The sequence below is a fragment of the uncultured Porphyromonas sp. genome (assembly GCF_915070105.1).
Classification (GTDB): Bacteria; Bacteroidota; Bacteroidia; order Bacteroidales; family Porphyromonadaceae; genus Porphyromonas.
This window is the reverse complement of sequence record NZ_CAJZFJ010000040.1, coordinates 1-21,432: the sequence shown is the minus strand read 5'-3', so window position 1 is coordinate 21,432 and position 21,432 is coordinate 1. Positions and strand designations below refer to the sequence as shown.

The following is a 21,432-nucleotide window of genomic DNA, read 5'->3' as shown; positions in this document are numbered from 1 at the left end:
ATCTTTATTGATGGCTATCGAAAGGGTCTTGAATACAGACAAAAGGGTAGACTGAAGAATATTGATTTGATCTTGCCTGTTATCGAGCTTCGTTTGGCAAGATTTTGTGGCCATAAGCAGTTCAAGAGAATAAACTATCATGTCATATTCTCAGATGAGTTGTCCGCAGATCAGATCCAAGATCAGTTCTTGAGCGCTCTGACAGCGAAATACCAACTCACTCCAGGGCAAGAAGGAAACTGGAGTGGTGTAGTTACACGAGAAAGCCTTGCTGAACTCGGGCGGCGTATTATTGATTCCGTCCCAGAGAACGAACGTTCGAAATATTCATCTCCCTTGGAGGAAGGGTTCAATAACCTCAATCTTGAGGTTTCAAATATTGAAGATGCCCTATCTAATGCGCATATGTTCGAAGGAATGTATATTACGGCTATCGGAAAAACTGAGTGGGATGATTTGAAATGGGATGACAGTTCCATCGCCGAGAAGAAAACAATCATCAACAACGCCAATCTTGTTTTTACGGCCGCTGAGAATGTTGAAGCATATAATAAATCTAGGAATAAGTTGTCTGAGCAGTGCGTCAATGACTTATTGTTAGACTGTAGTGATGCTCATTCGTTTGCAGATTCTGAAAATAAGGATCGACTGGGTAACTGTAGCACGTGGATCAAGGCTAATACAACATTCGAGGGGCTAAAGCAAATCCTATTCGAGCCAGAGGAGCGGATGAAAGTCCAAAGGGAAAAACCTGAGGATAAGAATGTTTACCAAGTAATTGATTATATTGATCTAGCTGAACCAAGCTTCTGGGTTGGGAGGATATCCCTCAATCCTAATCTGAATACGATTATAGGAGGACGCTCCACAGGAAAGTCCTCTCTATTGAAAGCGATTGCAGCCAAGCATGGTAATCAAGATATAGGAAGCAGTGACTTTATTAAGGAACATCTTAAAAGAGTATCTATTCGATGGCAGGATGGTAATGATCAGTCTAATAGAGAGATTGAATACTTTTGCCAAGGTTACATGCATGATATTGCTCGAGATGTAGAGAAGAGAAATGAAATCATAAAGAGAGTTGTAAGGAATAAAGATCAGAGTGGGCTCTTGAGGAAGTATGAAGCCCAAATAGAAAAAGCATCTAGGGCAATCAAGAGAGATATACAGTCAATCTTTCAGATCCAGAAGAAGCATCATTCCTTACGCCAGGATTTGATAGAAAAAGGGGCGGTAGAAGGTATTGAGCAGCAATTGGTCTTACTTCGCGATAAGGCTGCTGAACTACAAAAAAGTGGAAAGCTTACGCTAGAAGAGCAAAATCAATATGAGGTATACCTACGAAAGGTAGAAAGTCATACTAAGTGCATTGCTAGTGCAGATAGAGACTTAGAGATTCTGAATCGATTAGCTATGCTAACCCTATTTGCTCCTGGGTTTAAAGAAAGAGAGGGCATCAACAGGTTATCTTTCCAACTTAATCACTACGAGGCCAATCGAATGTTTGACGGCTTGCATAGTCGAACAGATAAAGAATGGATAGGTATTGTTGATGGGCTCATCCGCAGAACGATAAAAGCCAAAGAAGATATTTACAAAGAACTTCAGTTCCTTCAAAACTCTGAGATCTACCAAAAAGGGTTGCGTTGCTTGGAAGAAAATAAAGAGTTACGAGATGTTCTTAGCAAACTTGATGAGGAAGAAAAGAAGCTTCAAGTTAGAAGAGAACTTCAATCGCAACTTAAGGAGCTAAAGGAAGAACAAGAGACTCTGATAGGCAGGGTGGTTGAGCAACACCTCTCGTTTAAAGAGAGTGCCACCGAGATTTGCAACGGTCTATCACTGGATTGTGATGATCTTAAAATATCCATTCAGTATACCCTTATTCAAGGTGATATGAGGGACTTCTTAGAGGCAAGATTAAATCTAAAAGGGAATGAACGGCAAAGATATGTGCAAGATTTCCCCCAGCAATACGGCAGTGAAACGGAAGTATCTGTACGTGTTTTCTTGGACGGTCTTCTTTCCTCAGAAATACAGCTAAAGGGTGGTTATACCCCGGAAAGCGTAGCGATGGACTTCCTATCTAGAGGTTGGTATCGATTAGACTACTCTCTTACATACCAGAATGATTCATTCACACAGATGTCAGAGGGGAAGCAAGCCTTCGTTATTCTGAAACTACTCTTAGATTTTAGCGATAAGAAATGTCCAATACTTATTGACCAGCCTGAAGATAGTCTCGACAATAGGGCTATATATAAAGAACTGGTAGAGTATCTTAAAAAGAAGAAGAAAGAGCGACAGATAATACTAGTCACCCATAATCCTAATATCGTGGTAGGTGCTGATGCAGAGAATATAATCGTTGCGAATCAGCACGGAGTGAATGCTCCGAATGCAGGTGATGCCAAATTCCAATATATAAATGGGGCACTAGAAGACACAAAGCCTCAGACAACATCTAATCAAGGAACCTTAGGCGAACACAGCATCCGTGAGCATATCTGCGATATATTAGAAGGTGGAAAGAGTGCATTTGAGAAAAGGGAGCAGAAGTATGGATTTAAGAAATAGGTGTTTAAAGCTTTTGAATGCCTTCCTAATAAGTAGAGAGGGCTGACTTCTCAATGTGTTTGCATGGCAATGGCCATTCTGTGGACGGGGTTCCACTATCTCGCTCTCTGTTCTGCTTCTGAGCGTTTACTAAGAACACGATTCCCAACCAGTGTTAGACTTGGAGTACCTTGGCCGATAGTCCATGATATATCCCTCTACCCTCACTATGGAAGTGTGAGAGATGATGAGCATCAGCGATGCAACCGAGCCATTTGGACATTGTCGAATCTCCGTTGTTTGGTTCTTCTTGATCTCCCTCAGAGCAGGTGTCGTCTACAGCGTCCCTCCTAAGTAGACTCCATAGCTCCTAATGGAGGATATAGAGGAGTATTCTCCTCTCTATCCTAATGATAAGACAATCCCCTTCCCTTTGGGCTCGGCATTGAGCCTAGGGGAGGGGTTTGTCGTTGTTGGGCTCGGCTTGGTCATGGCGTATTGGGGTCGTTCTGAGGGCGATAGGCAATGTGTGTGGGGGGAGAGATGTGAATATAGTTGTACCTTTATACACTAAGCTATAGCATAGTCACTGGTCTCCCTCACATATAGGTAACGATGCGAGAGGAGCGTAGCAGTTAGGTACAGCTTGGACGCTCGATAGGCTATGGGTGTAGTGCGCCCATCTATAGCCCTCCCAATAGTAGGCCTCGGTATACTCTGTGTGTGTCGGTAGGTCGTGTGCATAAATTGAAAAATGAAATGATAAGGTTATACTACGCCTTGCTGGCTCTAGTGCTCTCCACAACGACACTCCTCGCACAGCAAGGAACAATCAAAGGACAGGTATATAGTGCGACAAGTCACGATCCCCTAGAGTTCGCCACCGTACGAGTGCAGGGTACGACCCAAGGAGCGACAACGGACTCGCTTGGGCGCTTCACTATCCCCAGCGTTCAGCCGGGCTTCGTCCGCCTCGTGGTGAGTATGCTCGGGTACGAGACGACGATTTCCTCGGAAGTCCACGTCCTCGGTAACCAAACGAGCTTTATTGACATCGCCTTGAACGAGACCTCAACCAGCCTAGCCGAGGTGCTTATCCGTCCCGATAGACTCCTCAAGCGAGCCGAGAGTCCACTCTCTATCCAGACACTCGGCATCAAGCAGATCGAGAAGAGTGCAGGATCCAATAGAGATGTCTCGAAGCTCGTGCAGACACTGCCTGGTGTCGGGGCAACAGACCCTAATCGCAATGACCTGATCGTGCGTGGTGGGGGGCCTTCGGAGAATGTCTTTTACCTAGATGGTATCGAGATCCCCGTGATCAATCACTTCGCTACACAGGGTGCCTCGGGTGGGGGCGTGGGGATGATTAACCCGGACTTTGTCCGAGAGATCAACTTCTATACGGGTGCTTTCCCTGCAAGTCGAACCAATGCACTAAGCTCCGTGATGGAGATCAAGCAGCGTGACGGGGATACAGACCGCATGCACGTCAAGGCATCGGTTGGTGCCTCCGATGCTGCCCTCACCCTAGAGGGGCCACTGGGACGTAAGTCGTCCATCATCGTGTCGGCTCGTCAGTCCTACCTGCAGTGGCTCTTCAAGGCCATTAAGCTACCCTTCCTCCCGACCTACAACGACTTCCAGCTCAAGTATAAGTATCGCTTCGATCCACACAATGAGCTATCTATCCTGGCTATTGGGGCGATCGATAATATGCGCCTGAACAGCCAGCTCCAGACCACGGGTACAGAGGTACAGCGGTATATCCTGAGCTATCTCCCCGAGTACAAGCAGTGGAACTACACAATCGGCGCTGTCTACAAGCACTATGGCAGGGGGCATGTGGATAGCTGGATGCTTAGCCGCAATATGCTACGCAATGGTGGTGTGAAGTATCAGGGCAACGACCCTGCTCAGGGCAAGCTCTCGGAGTATCAGTCTGATGAGACGGAGAACAAGCTACGCTACGAGCGTATGTACACGGGGCTACCCTTCAAGCTCAGCTTCGGGGCTGGTCTCCGCTACGCTGACTATAGCAACGATGCCGAGAGGCTCATATACCAGTCGGGGCGTATCGTGCCCGTCTCGTATGATGCCCGTGTCAAGCTCTTCGCCTACTCGGCCTTTGCTCAGGCATCGGACGAATACCTAAACCAGAGGCTCAAGCTCTCGCTCGGGGTCAATCTCGTGGGCAATACGCTCAACTCCACGATGTGCAACCCTCTCCCCCAGCTATCACCACGCTTCTCGGCTTCGTTTGCCCTAACGGATGATATCGACCTAAATGCGAACCTCGGACGCTATGCCATGCAACCCTCCTACACGACCATGGGCTACCGAGCCTCGGACGGGAGCTATGTGAACAAGGAGCGTCTACGCTACATCATGTCGAACCAAGCCGTGCTCGGGGCGGAGTACCACCCAGGCGATTACCTTCGCTTCTCGGCAGAGGGCTTCTATAAGTCCTACAGTGGCTACCCGATCTCTGAGCGAGAGGGGGTGAGCCTAGCCAGCAAGGGTACGGACTACGGACAGGTAGGGGATGAGTCCGTTCTGTCTAAGGGGCTAGGTCGAGCCTATGGCGTAGAGGTCGTAGCCCGCCTGATGCCTTGGCATCAGCTCTCTGCGACGGCCACCTACACGATGTTTAGGAGCGAGTTTACTGACCTAGCTGGCATCTACCGCCCTTCGTCATGGGATACGAGGCAGATGCTCAACCTCCTAGTGAGCTATCGTCTGGGCAAGAGCTGGTTCCTCTCGGCACGCTGGCGCTACATCGGTGGAGCACCCTATACCCCGATTGATATGGAGCTATCGACAAATAAAGACGCTTGGGCTGTCACACATCGTGCCTATCCGGACTACGAACGCTTCAATACGCTGAGACTGCCCGACAAGCACCAGCTCGACCTGCGCCTCGACAAGGAGTTCTACTTCAAGCACTGGATGCTCAACCTCTACGTCGATATACAGAATGCCTATCTGAGCAGTTCGGTCAGTGCCCCGATCTATACCAACCTCGATACTTCGGGTCGTGTGATGGATGACCCCACCGATCCCAGCCGTCATCAGCTCCGGAAGCTAGACTACTACAGCAAGCTTGTACTCCCGACTCTGGGGCTGATCGTTAAGATTTAGTCGGCTCTAGCTCTCGTCTCCCCCTGCTATCAGCCCTCCCCTTTCCGTCTCTTTAGATGAGGCGAGTAGGGGAGGGCTGATTATTTGCCTCGGCCCTCGGTCTCTAGGTGCTTATGTTCCTCCCTGCCAGTCGGTAGTAGAGGAGGGCTAAGGCGCCTAGAGGTCGAGGGCACAGTCGTCGAGGGGGCATATACCGAAGCGTATCTGCCTCCTAAGTATAGTCGTACGAGATGTATAGGTGCTACCTAGGGGGGAAGAGTGTACACGTGTGTACACAACTGTATACCCACGTGTACACATTTGTATACACGCGTGTACACAACATCGCTCTCGGTATGTCCTCTGTGAGGCTCTCCCGTATGTCCGTTTCTCGGGGCTAACTCCTAAGTACACCAAAGAGATACGGCGAAGACTCCTAAGAGGATGAAATGTTACTCCGAGGGAGCCAAAGAGGGAGGGGCTAGTAAAAGAGTTCATGCGTCGGCTATGGCGGTTAGAAGAGGGGGTGGGGGACGTAAATTTCAGTACCTTTGCTGGACGTTGTATGCCTATACTTTCCACCACCACGCTTGATACACCGTTCCCCTCATCAGTAGAGGGGTGATGATCCCCTTTATGAAGAGGGCGATAGGGTGGGGATAGGAGGGTAGGCCTAGACGCTGTTCGGTAGGTGAGGAGAGGTGCTCCTAGCAGGAGCTTGCCCACCCCTCGCTGATATAATATATAGGTAGGAGCGAGCAGTCGCCCCCTACCGCCAATACGTGACATTCGATGGACTACAAGACCACAACGGCGAACATGGGTTGCTGTGCGATGAGCCCAGGGGGATGCGAAGGCTGTAGTAGGAACCCAATGAGTACCTACGACTGGCTGAGCGATATACCTGAGTCTCTGCAGAGCTCCGACCTCGTCGAGGTGCAATTCAAGAATACCCGCAAGGGATACTACATCAATAGCGAGAAGATCGAGCTATACAAAGGCGATATCGTCGCCGTCGGCTCCTCCATAGGGCACGACATCGGTCAGGTGACCCTCACGGGTAAGATGGCCGAGCTGGCGATGAAGAGCCACCGCTACCACCCCGACAAGGGCGAGTGGATGCACGTCTATCGCATAGCTAGAGCCAGCGACATCGAGCGCTGGGAGGAAGCCAAGCGCCGAGAGGAGCCGACGATGATACAGGCTCGTCAGATAGCAGCAGGCCTAGGGCTGGAGATGAAGATCGGAGATGTGGAGTATCAGGGGGATGGCAACAAGGCTATCTTCTACTACATCGCCGATGGACGTGTAGACTTCCGCCAGCTCATCCGTGTCCTAGCCGATACCTTCCACGTACGCATCGAGATGAAGCAGATCGGTGCTCGTCAGGAGGCTGGACGCATCGGGGGGATCGGCCCCTGCGGGCAGGAGCTATGCTGCTCACGCTGGATGTCCACCTTCTCCTCGGTCAGCACGAGTGCCGCCCGAGTGCAGGATGTGACGATGAACCCACAGAAGCTCACGGGGATGTGTGGTAAGATCAAGTGCTGTATGAACTTCGAGGTCAATGCCTATGCCGAGGCGCAGCGTAGCCTTCCCGACCGAGAGATCATCCTAGAGACTCGCTCTGGGAGCTATTACCACTTCAAGACCGACCACTTCCAGCGACAGGTCACCTATAGCACGGTACGTAATGCCCCGGTACATCTGGTGACGATCTCTGCCGAACGAGCCTTTGAGGTCATCGCACAGAACAAGAAGGGCGAGCGCCCCGAGACCCTAGAGCAGAGCTCTGAGGGACACCGCTCGAGCTCGCAGACACGAGATATACTCGCTGATAACAGCCTTACCCGCTTTGACGGCGGGCGCAAGGGACGTCGGGGAGGTGATCGTCCACGTCACCACGAGGGTGGCCGACGGGAGGCCTCTCGAGGCGACCGCACGGAGGCACGAGGTGAGCGCACTGAGCCACGGCACGAGGTGCGCCAGTTCCGCAGCCCACGCACTCGGCGAGCCGAGGGAGCACCTAGCCCCAGCCCAGCCAAGGAGCGCAAAGAAGAGAAAGAAGCTTGACCCAAGCCCTTGTACGACGATGAGACTACGAACCCTCGCACGCCACCTCACTCGAGTGCTTCTCTTCCTATCTGTCTGGATAGGGAGCGGGGGGTGCTATCAGAACACAGAGGAGGGGGACTACTATGCCTTCTACGATATGCCGAAGGGAGTGTGGCAGGGCAATACGAGCATCCGCTTCCAGCTCCTCTTCCCCGATCGAGAGAGCCTCTATCAGATCCAGATCGCTCTACGCCTAGATAGTCGTATCGAGAAGACTGAGCTCGCCCTGCTCGCAGAGCTGCAGCGAGGCAACAGTACGTACTATACCGACACATTGCGCTTCCGCCTAGCTGACCAGCCCGAGGTGTGGCTACGCCCGGGTACAGTCTTCCACGAGTACAAGGCGGGATTGGCACGGCCTTTGCAGATGCCCTATACTGGTCTCTTCTATCTTCGCCTAACGCCTCTGGGGCGTGTGACCCTCACTGGGGTCTCCGCAGTAGGTGTGGGGATGAAGGAGCGGCCGAAAACGAATTAATTAAGACATATCACCGAGAGGGGTGATGGGGTAGCCGAGGAGCAGTCCTCCTTGGTCGCACTCTCGACCCGTCTCACCGCAACGATATAATGAGCAAAAAGAAGAAATCTGACGAAATGGCAGGATCAGAGGGTAAGACTCCAGCTGTCCCTATACCCGTACTAGCGACCTACAACGAGGGCGAATCCTTCGCTCTCTCAGCGGAGGAACTCTCCGAGGAGCTCCCCTTGATCGCCCTACGCAATATAGTCATCTATCCTGGTACCCTAGTCCCCATCCTCGTCGGACGTAAGAAGTCCGTAGAGGTCATCCGTCAGGCAGAGAAGGAGAATAAATGCTTCGGTGTCATCGCCCAGCGTGACGCTGCCGTCGAGGATCCTACCCTAGACGACCTCTACCCTATGGGGACCATCGTCGAGGTCACGCAGATCATTGAGCTGCCCTCGGGTGAGCTCTCTGCGATCCTAAGGGGTCGCCAGCGCTTCGAGCTCAGGGAGCTGACTCAGAGCGACCCCTATCTAGCTGGACGCTACACGCTCGTCCCCGAGGAGGAGCGTGGGGGTGCCTCCGACAGGGAGTTTGACGCCCTCGTGAGCCTTATTCATGACCGCCTCATCCTCCTGCTGGAGAAACTCTCCCCAGGGGCTCCAGCTGGCTTCATGGACACGATCCGTGGGATCAAGAACAAGGCCTATATCATCAACCTCGCCGCCAACCTCATCGACCTCTCCATCGAGCGTCGTCAGGAGGCACTCTCGGCCGTCACACTCAACGACCGTGGTGTACTCGCTCTCTCGGGTCTGCACGGACAGATCGAGGAGGCCGACATCAAGGACGAGATCCTGCGCAAGACTCGTCAGGAGATGGATCAGCAGCAGAGGGAGTACTTCCTCCAGCAGCAGATGCGCACCATCCAGGAGGAGCTCGGCGGAGGGAATAACAGCGAAGAGGAACTCGAGGAGCTACGCAAGGCAGGCGAGAAGAAGAACTGGGATAAGGCCGTCGCTGCGACCTTCGAGAAGGAGCTGCGCAAGGCCGAGCGTCTCAACCCTCAGAGCCCCGACTACTCCATCCAGATGCAGTACCTACGCACGATCGTAGACCTGCCCTGGGGTGTATACAGCACAGATAACTTTGACCTCAAGCAGGCACAGGAGACGCTTGACCGTGAGCACTACGGGCTAGAGCGTGTGAAGGAGCGTATCCTAGAGCACCTAGCCGTGCTCAAGCTCAAGGGCGACATGAAGTCACCCATCCTCTGCCTCTATGGCCCTCCAGGGGTGGGTAAGACCTCCCTCGGCCGTAGTATCGCCGAGAGCCTCGGGCGTAAGTATGTCCGTATCTCCCTCGGTGGGGTACATGACGAGGCCGAGATCCGTGGACACCGCCGTACCTACATCGGGGCTATGAGCGGACGTATCATACAGAGCCTGCAGAAGGCTGGTACGTCCAATCCCGTCTTTGTACTCGATGAGATCGACAAGCTCTCCAGCGACTACAAGGGGGATCCCGCTTCGGCTTTGCTTGAGGTGCTTGACCCTGAGCAGAACACCACCTTCCACGACAACTACCTCGACATCGACTACGACCTCAGCAAGGTCCTCTTCATAGCTACGGCCAACAACATCTCGACCATTCCTCAGGCTCTGCGTGACCGAATGGAGCTCATCGAGGTCAGCGGCTATATCGCCGAGGAGAAGCTTCGTATCGCCGAGCAGCACCTCCTGCCTAAGGAGGCTAAGGAGCACGGCCTCTCGGAGTACCCTCTACGCTTTGCCCCAGGTGCCCTAGAGACCATCATCGAGGAGTACACACGTGAGAGCGGTGTACGTGCCCTCACGAAGAAGATAGCAGCCGTGCTACGTAAGATCGCTTGGGCGGTCGCTTCGGGTGACCCTCTCCCCGAGGAGATCACTCCCGAGCTCATACACGAGTACCTCGGTAAGACTATCTATTCGCGTGACCGCTATCAGGGCAACGAGTATCCAGGTGTCGTCATTGGTCTCGCTTGGACTAGTGTAGGTGGTGAGATCCTCTTTATCGAGAGTAGTCTACAGCCAGGACAGAACGGCAAGCTGATCCTGACCGGTAGCCTAGGTGACGTGATGAAGGAATCTGCGACCATCGCACTTAGCTACATCCGTGCCCACGCTGAGCAGCTCGGCATTGACCTCGAGCAGCTCAAGGACAGAGAGATCCATATCCACGTGCCCGAGGGAGCTATCCCCAAGGATGGCCCCAGCGCAGGGATCACGATGGTTACCTCCCTTGTGTCGGCTATCACCCGACGCAAGGTACGCCCCCACCTAGCCATGACGGGTGAGATCACCCTGCGTGGAAAGGTCCTCCCCGTAGGCGGTATCAAGGAGAAGATCCTAGCCGCTAAACGCTCCGGGATCACCGACATCATCCTCTGCCGTGAGAATGAGAAGGATATCCTAGAGATCAACGAGAGGTACCTAGATGGTCTCACCTTCCACTACGTAGATGAGATCAGCGAAGTCCTCTCCTTCGCCCTACTCGACGAACGGGTAGGCGAGCCTAACAAATAGAAAAACACTACTCATGTCAGAGCAAGAGCTACGCACTGAGAGCGAATGCCGCGCCGTACTGGAGCTATGTCGAAGCCTCTTCGAGATGAAGCTCCACGACTACGGTGCGGCGTGGCGCATCCTACGCCCAGAGTCGCTCACAGATCAGATCTACATCAAGGCCGAACGTATACGCAGCATCCAGACCCGAGGTGAAGCACACATTCAGGAAGGGATAGACGCCGAGTTCGTCGGCATCGTCAACTATGGCATCATCGGGATGATCCAGCTAGAACTGGGGGCGGTTAGCCGTCCCGACCTCAATGCTGCTCAGGCATTGTCCTTCTATGATCGCTTCGCAGAGGCTACGCTCCAGCTCCTGCTAGCTAAGAACCACGACTACGGGGAGGCTTGGCGCAATATGCGGCTCTCCTCTATGGTCGATCTTATCCTCTCCAAGGTCTACCGCACCAAGCAAATCGAAGATCATAAGGGTGAAACCTTCGTCTCCGAAGGCATTGATGCGAACTACAAGGACATGGTGAACTACGCCCTCTTCTGCCTCGTCAAGCTCTCGGAGAACTAACGTGATCAGCCTACGACTCATCGCTGCAGAGACAGCCCGTGTCCTCACGGGAGTTGTCCTCATTGTCTCAGGCTTGCTCAAGGCTATTGACCCCGTAGGCTCTGCGCTGAAGATCGGGGAATACCTTGCGCCGATCCTGGATGAGCGCTGGGCATGGAGTGGGATGATCTCCCTCACGCTCTCCTTTGTACTCTGTGCAGGGGAGTTCTTACTTGGAGCCTTCCTGCTGATGGGGATCTATCGGAAGCTCTCGGCACGCCTTTCTGTAGCTTTCTTCGCAGGGATGACATTCATCTCCCTGTATTCGCTCTTTGCCGATCCGGTGAGCGACTGCGGATGCTTCGGGGATGCGATCCACCTGACGCACTTTGAGACCTTACTGAAGAACATTGTCCTCCTTCCCCTATCTTACCTTGTCCTGCGTGATGCACGTTCGTTGAGACATCTCTTCTCGAGGCGGGAGCGCTGGCTTGTCGCTGTGCTTGCTGTCGTGGGGATCGTGGTCTTCATGGTGCAGAACTACCGCCACTTGCCCCTCGTGGACTTCCGCCCCTATCGTGTGGGGACGGATCTAAGGGCGGAGATGGCAAGGGAAGACTCTACCCTGCAGGCAGGTTTGCTTGCTACTACCCGCTACATCTACGAGCGAGGGGGGCAGGAGCAAGCCTTCACCCCCGAGGCTATTCCTGATTCTTCTTGGCGCTTCGTTAAGGTGCAAGAGGATGCCACGCTCGCCAAATACAAGGCGAAGTATGACTTCACTCCTATGGATAGCCTGGGCAACCCCTTCGCCGAAGAGCTCCTCGCAGACCCAGGGGTGACGCTACTACTTCTTGCTCCGCACTGGAATCGTGCTAGTGAGGGAAGTATCGACGAGATCAGCGAACTCTATACGCAGAGTCTGTCGATGGGGTATCGCTTCTACGGCTTGACCGCTTCCTCAGCCCAAGAGATCGCTGACTGGCGATACCTCACCGGAGCAAGCTACCCAATGCTGCTGATGGATGCCACGCCCATCCGTACGATGATACGAGCCTACCCTGGGCTGGTCGTCCTGCGTGGGGGCAAGATCATTGACAAGCGATCCTTCACGGACTTCCCCACGGTGGAGGAGGTCTCACGCTACCTGCACCACCTTAGAGAGCCCAACTATATCGCCCCCGCTCCTTCGCTGGCATGTACCTATCTCTTGCTGGCATGGGGGGCACTCCTTATCCTCGGCTTCCTTCGCTTCTGGGCGAGGAAGCTTCACCTGACGCTCTACCTCAAGAAACGTATACATTATCCATATAAACGAAAAAGATCAATGAGAAAGAACATTGTCGCTGGCAACTGGAAGATGAACAAGACCCTTCAGGAGGGTACTGCCTTCATTAGCGAGCTAAAGTCTGCGCTCTCTGTGAAGACCCTGCACTGCGATGTTATCATCGGTGCGCCCTTCATTCACCTAGCAACGGTAGCAAGCCTTGCCGAAGGAAGCCCCATCGGTATCGCTGCTGAGAACTGCGCAGATAAGGCAGAGGGTGCTTACACGGGTGAGGTCTCTGCCGCTATGGTTGCCTCTACGGGTGCTCGCTATGTGATCCTAGGTCACTCCGAACGTAGAGCTTACTACGGCGAAGACAATGCCATCCTAACCGAGAAGGTGCGCCTAGCACTTGCCAACGGACTTACCCCTATCTTCTGCATCGGCGAAGTGAAGGAAGAGCGTGAGGCTGGCAAGCACTTCCAGGTCGTAGAAGAACAGCTAGCTGGTACGGTCTTCTCCCTGTCACCCGAAGACTTCAGCAAGGTAATCCTCGCCTACGAACCTGTGTGGGCCATCGGTACCGGTCTTACGGCTTCCTCTGCTCAAGCTCAGGAAATCCATGCCCATATCCGCCAACTCATCGTCAAGAAGTATGGCGAAACAATCGCTGACGACTGTACGATCCTCTATGGTGGGAGCTGCAACGCTAGCAACGCCGAAGAACTCTTCGCTCAGCCTGACGTAGATGGCGGTCTAATCGGTGGTGCTTCCCTTAGCGTAGAGAAGTTCCTTCCTATCATCGAAGCCTTCCACTAATCTAGGACACGAGCCTCGGGGCTCTTCCCTTACTATTCCGAAGGGGGCTACACAATCTGCACGGCAGATCGTGTAGCCCCCTTCTTTTTGGCCCAATTCTTCTCCTCCTAGCCTTTGCCTGATACCCGCTTTTAGTCGAGGGGAATACCCCATTGGAGGTTATGGGCAAACCCCTCAAGAGGTAGCAGGGAAAGCTCTTTGAAGGTTACGGGGCTACCTCGGCTGGGGTTATGGTACCACCTTGGCAGGAGGTGCTGTCTTGCTTTGGGAGTAGAGGTGTGTAGCCTTGGGCTGAGGGCTGGTGGTGTCCTAGAGGTGCGTATGGGGCCGCCTTCGGAAGGGGGGAGAGCTAACCTCGGGAGGGGTGGCGAGGGGGACAATCCCAAGCCTTCGGAGGGGAGGAAGGGGGAACATTAACTCTACTTAAAGTATCTTTGCACTTACAGACGTAAATAAGATAAGTGATGAAGCGACTCTATAGACACCTCTTATTCCTTTCACTTTTGCTCGTGATCGGGATACAAGTTGCCTCGGCACAGGCGACCCCTGCCAAGCAGACCTCTCGGAACATCCTCGAGGCACTCGAGACCACAGCCCCCGGCGAAGGGGTGGTCACTATCAACCAAGCCCCCGAGCTACGCAGGCTCGTAGGTGCTCCCAATTCGGGCGCAGTCCTCGGTCGTGAGGGCAACTATACCCTGCTCATGGGCTATCGGGTGCAAATGTTCAACAGCAACCGTTCTGGTGCCAAGGCCGAAGCCTATGCACGTGCCGAGAAGCTGCGTCAGATAGCTCCCTCAATGAGCAGCTACATCACCTATAAGGCTCCCTTCTGGCGTCTAGCCGTAGGCAACTTTGCCACACGGGAGGAAGCCACACAAGCCCGAGCACGCCTTGTCTCCATCCTCCCCTCTTGGGCACGCGAATCCTATGTCGTGCGAGACAAGGTGCGTATCCTCAATTATACAGAACCCAATACCTCGGAAGACTAACCTACCTCTCAATGACAAAAGACGAAGAGCTCCAGTACCATTACTCCAAGATCCTATCCCTACTAGGTGAAGACCCCCAGCGCGAAGGCCTCATAAAGACCCCCGAGCGTGTGGGGAAGGCTATGCGCTTCCTCACCCAGGGCATGACCCAGTCTCCCCATGAGATCCTCCGATCGGCTATGTTCAAGGAAGACTACCGGCAGATGGTCATCGTCAAGGATATTGACTTCTATTCCCTCTGTGAGCACCACATGCTCCCCTTCTTCGGGAAGGTGCACATCGGCTACATCCCCAACGGTTATATCACGGGTCTATCTAAGCTCCCACGTGTCGTGGAGGTCTTCGCCCGTCGCCTGCAGGTACAGGAGCGTCTGACGATGCAGATCAAGGAGTGTATCCAGGAGGCTCTTAATCCTCTTGGGGTAATCGTTGTCATCGAAGCCCAGCACATGTGTATGCAGATGCGTGGGGTGGAGAAGCAGAACTCCCTGACGACGACCAGCGACTTTACTGGTGCCTTCCGTGAGGCGAAGACCCGTGAGGAGTTCATGCAGCTCATCACCCATGGTCGTTAGGAGAGGGACACCGACCCTCTCTTGGACAGATCACTATTTATACCTCTAATATGAACCCATCCAAACACTTTTCATCCGTAGTCACCTCCCTGCGTTTCCCTCTGATACTGCTGGTGATACTGATCCACACGCAGCCTGTCCCCCCCGAGAGCCTTGGGAGTGATCATAGCCTCTATGTGTATGTAGCTACTCTTATTAAGGAGGTCTTTACACGTATGGCAGTGCCTGCCTTCTTCGTCTTCTCGGGCTACTATGCCTTCAAGGGGAAGAACCTAGAGCAGACCTCGACCTACCTCTCCGAGACCAAGAAGCGAGTATGGACGCTCATCGTCCCTTATCTAATATGGAACCTCATCTTCATTCCTATCTCCATAGCGAGAGAGTCTCTGGCGTCCTATGTAGGACTTCCTAGGACAGAGTCCTTCGACTTTGAGTGGGCTAAGCTCCTTGACTACCTTTGGTTCGCTCCGATCAACTACCCTCTTTGGTTCGTACGAGACCTTATCGTCCTGACCTTCATCTCGCCCGTTATCCACTTTGTACTTAGGGTGACACGGGGATACTTCGTGCCCCTGCTCTTCCTACTCTGTGTCTTCGTCCTAGACCCCTTCCGTATCATTGGTGCCGAGCCTAGGTCGCTACTCTTCTATTCGATAGGAGCACTCTTTGCCATGAAGGGGTGGGATCCGATAGCCAAGCTCAGGCCGCTAGCTATCCCGAGCTTCGCTGTCTGGGCTGTCGGGACGTTCGTCTTACCTTGCCTCTTTACGAAGAGCTACTACCACATGCTGGAGCTTCCCTACCTAACCTGCTCAATCGTGGCTTGGATACTGATGTTTGCGACACTAGTGGAACGAGCTCCGAAGGTTACCGCATGGCTTGAGGGAATGAACAAGTACGTCTTCTTCATATATGCGGCTCATGCGATCCTGATTATTGGGTTTGCACGCTCCCTCGTCGGGCGTGTTGCCTTCCTCTCGGGGACGGATATAGGTATGATCCTCTCCTACTTCATCGTCGCAGGTATTACACTCGTCACCGTGCTCATCGCCTACTGGGTGCTGGCGCGCATTGCCCCTAAGATCCTCTCCATCCTCTGCGGTGGACGAGCTTCGTAGCCTAAGGGTAGACCTCCCGAGGCATTCTCCTACGGCGTCAGTCCTAGCCTCAAGGTTGCGCAGGCTACGACTGTCCCTCACGATATACCGACCTCTCCCCACAACCCCTAATATGGGGGTGGGGAGAGGTCGTCGAAGCACCTTCGGATCGGGAGGTGAAGACCTCGGGGTATTCGCTAGCACGTAGGAGAGTTGTATATTTGTAGGGGACAAGTAATCCCAATAGATCAATGAAGCAAAACTTAACCTATAAAGAAGCTGTCACCCGACTAGAGACGATCGTACGTCATATCGAGCAGGATAGCCCAGACGTGGATGAGCTTACTAAGCTCGTCGCTGAAGCGGTAGAACTGACAAAGTTCTGCCGGAGCAAGCTCACCCATGCCGACCAACAGCTCACTACCATGATGGCGCATCTGTCAGAAGATCCAGCTGCGCAGAGTGCCGAAGGCCCTTCACCTGAGCAGTAAAAGGCAACACAAATCTCATCAGCCCTATGGCAACGACGACACCCCAACATCCCACCATGCTCCCCCGCTATGCTGTCATCGTCGCAGGGGGCAGGGGCGAGCGGATGCAGAGCGATATCCCCAAGCAGTTCCTCCCCATAGGTGGGCGACCTGTGCTTATGCACACCCTAGAGCGTTTCTATGGTCTTGTGGAGCGGATCGTCCTAGTCCTACCCCGTGACCAAATCTCACAGTGGGCTAGGCTATGCGGGGAGCATGACTTCACCCTCCCTCATACTCTTGCCCTAGGCGGTGCGACACGCTTTGAGTCGGTACGCAGTGGACTCGCCAGCCTGCCTGCTAGTGGCCTCGTGGCTATCCATGATGGTGTCCGACCCTTTGCTTCCCGTTCGCTCATCGAGGCTTGCTTCACCACGGCTGAGGTAAGTGGTGCTGCTCTGCCCGTGATCCCTATCTCGAATAGTCTGCGTCGGCGCTCCTCCGAGACCGAGAGTGTTGCTATCGACCGCTCTAGCTACGTCGCCGTACAGACACCGCAGACCTTCCGCCTAGATCGGATACGAGCTGCCTACGAGACCCCCTATTCCCCTTCCTTCACTGATGATGCCTCCGTCTACGAGGCTGCCGAGAAGGGGGCAGTGAGCCTCGTGCGAGGAGAGGTAACCAACATCAAGCTCACCACTAGCCTTGACCTCAAGCTCGCAGAGTTACTCCTGCAGAGCCCCCCTTCGCCTTAGCACCCGCATGGACATCTTCCAGACTCCTCTGACGTACCTCCCGGGGATTGGCCCGAAGCGAGCCACGGTACTCGCCGAGGAGCTGGATCTGTACACCTACCTTGACCTCCTACATTACTTCCCGACCCGATATGTGGATCGCTCCCGAGTCTATACCATTAGAGAGCTACGGGGGGAGATGCCCAGCATCCAGCTACGTGGCTATATCAGGGACTACAAGGAAGTAGGCGAAGGGCGAAAGAAGCGACTCGTAGCGTATTTCTCCGATGGTACGGGGACAATCGAGCTCGTTTGGTTTCGGTCACTGGCTACAATCCAGCGTCTCTACCCCGTAGGACAGACTTATCTCATCTTTGGCAAACCCGTATTCTTCAATGGTTCGTACAGTATCAACCACCCCGAGGTGGACGAGGAGAGTCGTGAGCAGGCTGTCAGCGGAGGTCTTATGCCGATCTACCCGCTCACCGAGAAGGTCAAGCGTATAGGCATCGCTAACCGACAGATGCGACAGCTCCTCTACATCCTATTGGAGGCTTGTCGTAGCCAGATCCGAGAGACCCTCCCCGAACATATCATACAGCGAGCTCAGCTCATCCCGTATAGTACGGCGATCCAGCAGATACACTTCCCCGAGGGCAATACGGAGCTCGAGGCAGCACGACGCCGTCTGAAGTTTGACGAACTCTTCTTCATCCAGCTACGTCTCCTCGGGATGAAGAACGAGCGGAAGGCAACGTCGCCAGGCTTCCCTCTGCCCCGTGTCGGCGAAGCCTTCCGTGGGCTATACAGCTCCCTACCCTTTGACCTAACAGGGGCGCAGAAGCGGGTGATCCGTGAGATACAGACCGACGTCGTCAGTGGCCGGCAGATGAATAGACTGGTGCAGGGGGATGTGGGCAGTGGTAAGACCCTTGTGGCACTCTTCGCTATGCTCCTTGCCCTAGATAATGGCTATCAGGCCTGCATGATGGCTCCGACGGAGATCCTTGCACGCCAGCACTTCCTCTCCCTCACGGAGCTCCTCGCCCCACTGGATATAGAGGTGGGGCTACTCCTAGGCAGTACGAAGAAGCGGGAGCGCACCAAGCTACACGAGGGACTCCGTGATGGCTCCCTTCGGATCATCGTCGGTACGCATGCCTTGCTAGAGCCTGTGGTGCAGTTCCACCGCCTAGGGCTCGCTGTGATCGACGAACAGCATCGCTTCGGGGTCGTCCAACGCTCAGGCTTGTGGACGAAGAACGAGTCCCAGCACCCACATATCCTCATCATGAGCGCCACGCCTATCCCACGGACGCTGGCGATGACGCTCTACGGAGACCTCGACATATCCGTCATCGACGAGCTCCCCCCAGGGCGCAAACCTATCCAGACGTACCATCAGCCCGAGAGCCATATCTTCGAGGTCTATGCCTTCCTCGAGCGACAGATAGCAGAGGGTCGGCAGGCCTACGTCGTCTTCCCCATGATCGAGGAGAACGAACGGGAGGAGATACGAGCCCTAGAGGAAGGGCTTGTGCGCTACCGAGAGCGTTTCCCCGAGTACACGATCGTGATGGTGCACGGCAAGATGAAGCCTGAGAAGAAGGACGAGGAGATGCGCCGCTTTGCCTCGGGCGAGGCGGAGATTATGCTCGCTACGACAGTTATTGAGGTTGGGGTAAATGTCCCCAATGCCTCCGTCATGGTCATCGAAGGGGCTAATCGCTTCGGACTCTCACAGCTACACCAGCTCCGAGGACGAGTAGGGCGAGGGGCTAGCCAGAGCTACTGCATCCTCCTCACGGGCAACGAACTCGGTGAGGATGCTAAGCGACGGATAGCGATCATGGTCGAGACCAACGACGGCTTCGAGATCGCCGAGGAAGATATGCGTCTGAGGGGCTTTGGGGAGATCGATGGTACACGTCAGAGCGGGCAGCAACTGAGCCTGCGTATCGCCAACCCCGCCCTAGATGGAGCGATGGTGCAGTACACCCGAGACCTCGCCGAAGAGATCCTCGCCGAAGATCCCCCCCTTACCCTAGCGAAGAACGAGCCCCTACGTCAGCGTCTCGACGCCCTCTACCACGAGCGTCCTAGCTGGAGCCAAATATCCTGAGGCGGGAGGAGGGCAGAGCAAGCTGACGCCCCTTTCTTCCCTAAAACATCGCCTAATACAACGACCGCCGATAGCGTATCATACGCTATCGGCGGTCGTTGTATCTGGCTAGTCTTGATCCTTGTCCTTGCCTTCGCTGCCGAAGGTCTGTAGGTGGACGAAGCGGCGGGGGCGGGTACGCTCTCGGCCTTCTTCGTCTCGGTACTTGAAGCGGTCGTTTGGCCACAGCCCCGCACGTTCTTCACGAGGCTTGCCCTCGGGGCGAGGCGAGGAGGTGCGCTTGGGGCGTCTGTGCTCATCTCGTGGAGCAAAGGTGCGCTCCTTACCCCCTTCTTGCTTGCGTTCCCTCGCTCCTTCGTCTGCGAAGTCATAGCGTCTCTTGGGGCGATCCTCTCGGTCACGACGGGGACGATCGTCACGATCTCTGCGAGGACGCTCCTCCCAGTCCCTACGAGGGCGGTCGGAGGCGGATCGGCGGGGGCGGTCACTACGTTCTCCCCCAGGACGTGCACTACCCTCTCCCCTAGGGCGGTCGCTACGCTCGCCCCTAGGACGCTCGGGGCGGAAGGCTCGGTCTCGCTCCCGATCCCTGCGCTTGAAGTCATCCCGCTTGCCTGCGAAGAGTTCGTAGGCTCGTAGCTCACACTCCAGAGCCCCGTTGAGGAGCTTGTGGCGAGCACTATGTCGCAGGCCAATATGGTCGAAGTGCTCGGGGCGGTAAGCCAAGATCCAAGCCGTAGAGCCTGCATAGTTGTGCTTCAGTCGCTCCCCGATCATGCTGTAGAGCTCCTCGGCATCACGCATCCGAAGGCGCTCGCCATAGGGCGGGTTCGTGACGATGAGTGCGGGGGCTTCGGGAGCAGGGCACTGCTGCATCGAGCGGTGCAGGATGGTAATATCGTCCGTGAGACCTGCTGCACGGACGTTGTGACGTGCTATCTGGACGGCCTCCATAGAGCTGTCGGAGCCGTAGATATGGTGTGCGAAGGTGCGTTCAGCTGTGTGGTCGGCCTTGATTTGCTCGAAGAGCTCGGCATCGTAGTCTCTCCACCGCTGGAAGGCGAAGCCCCGCTTGCGGAAGGAGCCTGGAGCGATCCCACGAGCGATCAGTGCAGCCTCCACTAGGAGTGTCCCCGAGCCACACATAGGGTCGATGAAGTCTGTCTTCCCGCTCCAGCCTGCCATCAGCAGGATACCAGCGGCGAGGACTTCGCTCATCGGAGCCTCGGTCTGTGCCATGCGCCAGCCACGCTTGTGCAGGCTCTCGCCCGAGCTGTCGAGGGCTAGGGTTACCTCCTCATGCGAGATGTGGATGTGGAAGAGTAGGTCGGGATTGTCTAGACGCACCGTGGGTCTCGTGCCGTACTTCTCACGGAAGTAGTCCGCTAGAGCGTCCTTGGCTCGGTAGCCAGCGTACTTGCTGTGGGTGAACGTCTCCGAATAGACAACGGTATCGAAGGCGAAGGTATCGGTAGGGCGCATCCATTGTCCCCAGTCGAGCCTGCGTAGCTCCTCGTACAGCTCATCAGGTGATGAAGCGTGAAAGGAGGCTATGGGGCGAAGGATACGCAGAGCCGTACGCAGGTGGTAGTTTGCCTTGTAGAGCATCTCCTTGCTACCTGCGAAGGAGACCATTCGGCGTCCCTCCTCGATGTCGGTCGCACCCAGCGTCTCTAGTTCCTTGGCAAGGACGGGCTCCAGTGACAGGAGCGTCTTTGCGATCAATCTATAATTTTCTTCCATTTTGTCTATCCATTCTCTCCACTCACGAGGGAGAGGTGATTACTTGACTTGGTAGAGGGGCTTGAACCCAGCACCTCTGGCTCTATTTGTCCTCCAAAGGTACGACAGCTCTCACAAACAAGCCTTCGCCAGTGGATACAAACGATGAGAGGTCTGACGTAGTGGCTACATCAGACCTCTCTTGTGTATCGTCGGGATACCAGGATTCGAACCTGGGACCCCCTGCTCCCAAAGCAGGTGCGCTA

14 protein-coding genes are annotated in these 21,432 nt (G+C 54.5%); 13 read left to right on the top strand and 1 reads right to left on the bottom strand.

What is annotated here, in order from left to right; genetic code table 11:
• The 13 genes from QZ554_RS05355 to recG form a co-directional block, all read left to right on the top strand.
• Window positions 1–2,577, top strand: a 2,577-nt coding sequence (locus tag QZ554_RS05355) for a TrlF family AAA-like ATPase (protein WP_297194838.1), incomplete at its 5' end; no start/stop codon positions are given.
• A 738-nt stretch (window positions 2,578–3,315) separates the two neighbouring features.
• Window positions 3,316–5,697 (top strand): TonB-dependent receptor, encoded by a 2,382-nt coding sequence (locus tag QZ554_RS05350; RefSeq protein WP_297194837.1) that lies wholly within the window; start codon window positions 3,316–3,318, stop codon window positions 5,695–5,697.
• Window positions 5,698–6,468: 771 nt separating this feature from the next.
• Window positions 6,469–7,749 (top strand): regulatory iron-sulfur-containing complex subunit RicT, encoded by a 1,281-nt coding sequence (gene ricT / locus QZ554_RS05345; protein ID WP_297194836.1) that lies wholly within the window; start codon window positions 6,469–6,471, stop codon window positions 7,747–7,749.
• A 19-nt stretch (window positions 7,750–7,768) separates the two neighbouring features.
• Complete coding sequence (locus QZ554_RS05340) at window positions 7,769–8,269, top strand: hypothetical protein (protein WP_297194835.1); 501 nt, start codon at window positions 7,769–7,771, stop codon at window positions 8,267–8,269.
• 116 nt (window positions 8,270–8,385) lie between these two features.
• Window positions 8,386–10,821, top strand: a complete 2,436-nt coding sequence (lon, locus tag QZ554_RS05335; RefSeq protein WP_297194834.1) for an endopeptidase La — start codon at window positions 8,386–8,388, stop codon at window positions 10,819–10,821.
• A 13-nt stretch (window positions 10,822–10,834) separates the two neighbouring features.
• Window positions 10,835–11,386 carry a DUF1599 domain-containing protein gene (locus QZ554_RS05330; RefSeq protein WP_297194833.1) on the top strand — a complete coding sequence of 184 codons (552 nt, stop codon included), beginning with the start codon at window positions 10,835–10,837 and terminating at the stop codon, window positions 11,384–11,386.
• Window position 11,387: 1 nt separating this feature from the next.
• Complete coding sequence (locus tag QZ554_RS05325) at window positions 11,388–13,451, top strand: BT_3928 family protein (protein ID WP_297194832.1); 2,064 nt, start codon at window positions 11,388–11,390, stop codon at window positions 13,449–13,451.
• A 464-nt stretch (window positions 13,452–13,915) separates the two neighbouring features.
• Complete coding sequence (locus QZ554_RS05320; RefSeq protein WP_297194831.1) at window positions 13,916–14,443, top strand: SPOR domain-containing protein; 528 nt, start codon at window positions 13,916–13,918, stop codon at window positions 14,441–14,443.
• Window positions 14,444–14,454: 11 nt separating this feature from the next.
• Complete coding sequence (folE, locus tag QZ554_RS05315) at window positions 14,455–15,018, top strand: GTP cyclohydrolase I FolE (RefSeq protein ID WP_297194830.1); 564 nt, start codon at window positions 14,455–14,457, stop codon at window positions 15,016–15,018.
• A gap of 50 nt (window positions 15,019–15,068) precedes the next feature.
• Window positions 15,069–16,136: an acyltransferase gene (locus tag QZ554_RS05310; RefSeq protein ID WP_297194829.1), complete on the top strand. Its 1,068-nt coding sequence runs from the start codon at window positions 15,069–15,071 to the stop codon at window positions 16,134–16,136.
• Between the two features lie 230 nt (window positions 16,137–16,366).
• Window positions 16,367–16,606, top strand: a complete 240-nt coding sequence (xseB, locus tag QZ554_RS05305; protein ID WP_297194828.1) for an exodeoxyribonuclease VII small subunit — start codon at window positions 16,367–16,369, stop codon at window positions 16,604–16,606.
• A 26-nt stretch (window positions 16,607–16,632) separates the two neighbouring features.
• Window positions 16,633–17,343, top strand: a complete 711-nt coding sequence (locus QZ554_RS05300) for a 2-C-methyl-D-erythritol 4-phosphate cytidylyltransferase (RefSeq protein WP_297194827.1) — start codon at window positions 16,633–16,635, stop codon at window positions 17,341–17,343.
• Between the two features lie 7 nt (window positions 17,344–17,350).
• A complete protein-coding gene (recG, locus tag QZ554_RS05295) occupies window positions 17,351–19,444 on the top strand; it encodes an ATP-dependent DNA helicase RecG (RefSeq protein ID WP_297194826.1) in 2,094 nt (697 codons plus the stop codon).
• 108 nt (window positions 19,445–19,552) lie between these two features.
• Here recG and QZ554_RS05290 read toward each other — a convergent pair whose 3' ends face one another.
• Entirely contained in the window at window positions 19,553–21,187 is a 1,635-nt protein-coding gene (locus QZ554_RS05290) for a THUMP domain-containing protein (RefSeq protein ID WP_297194825.1), read from the bottom strand.
• Between the last annotated feature and the right edge of the window lie 245 nt (window positions 21,188–21,432).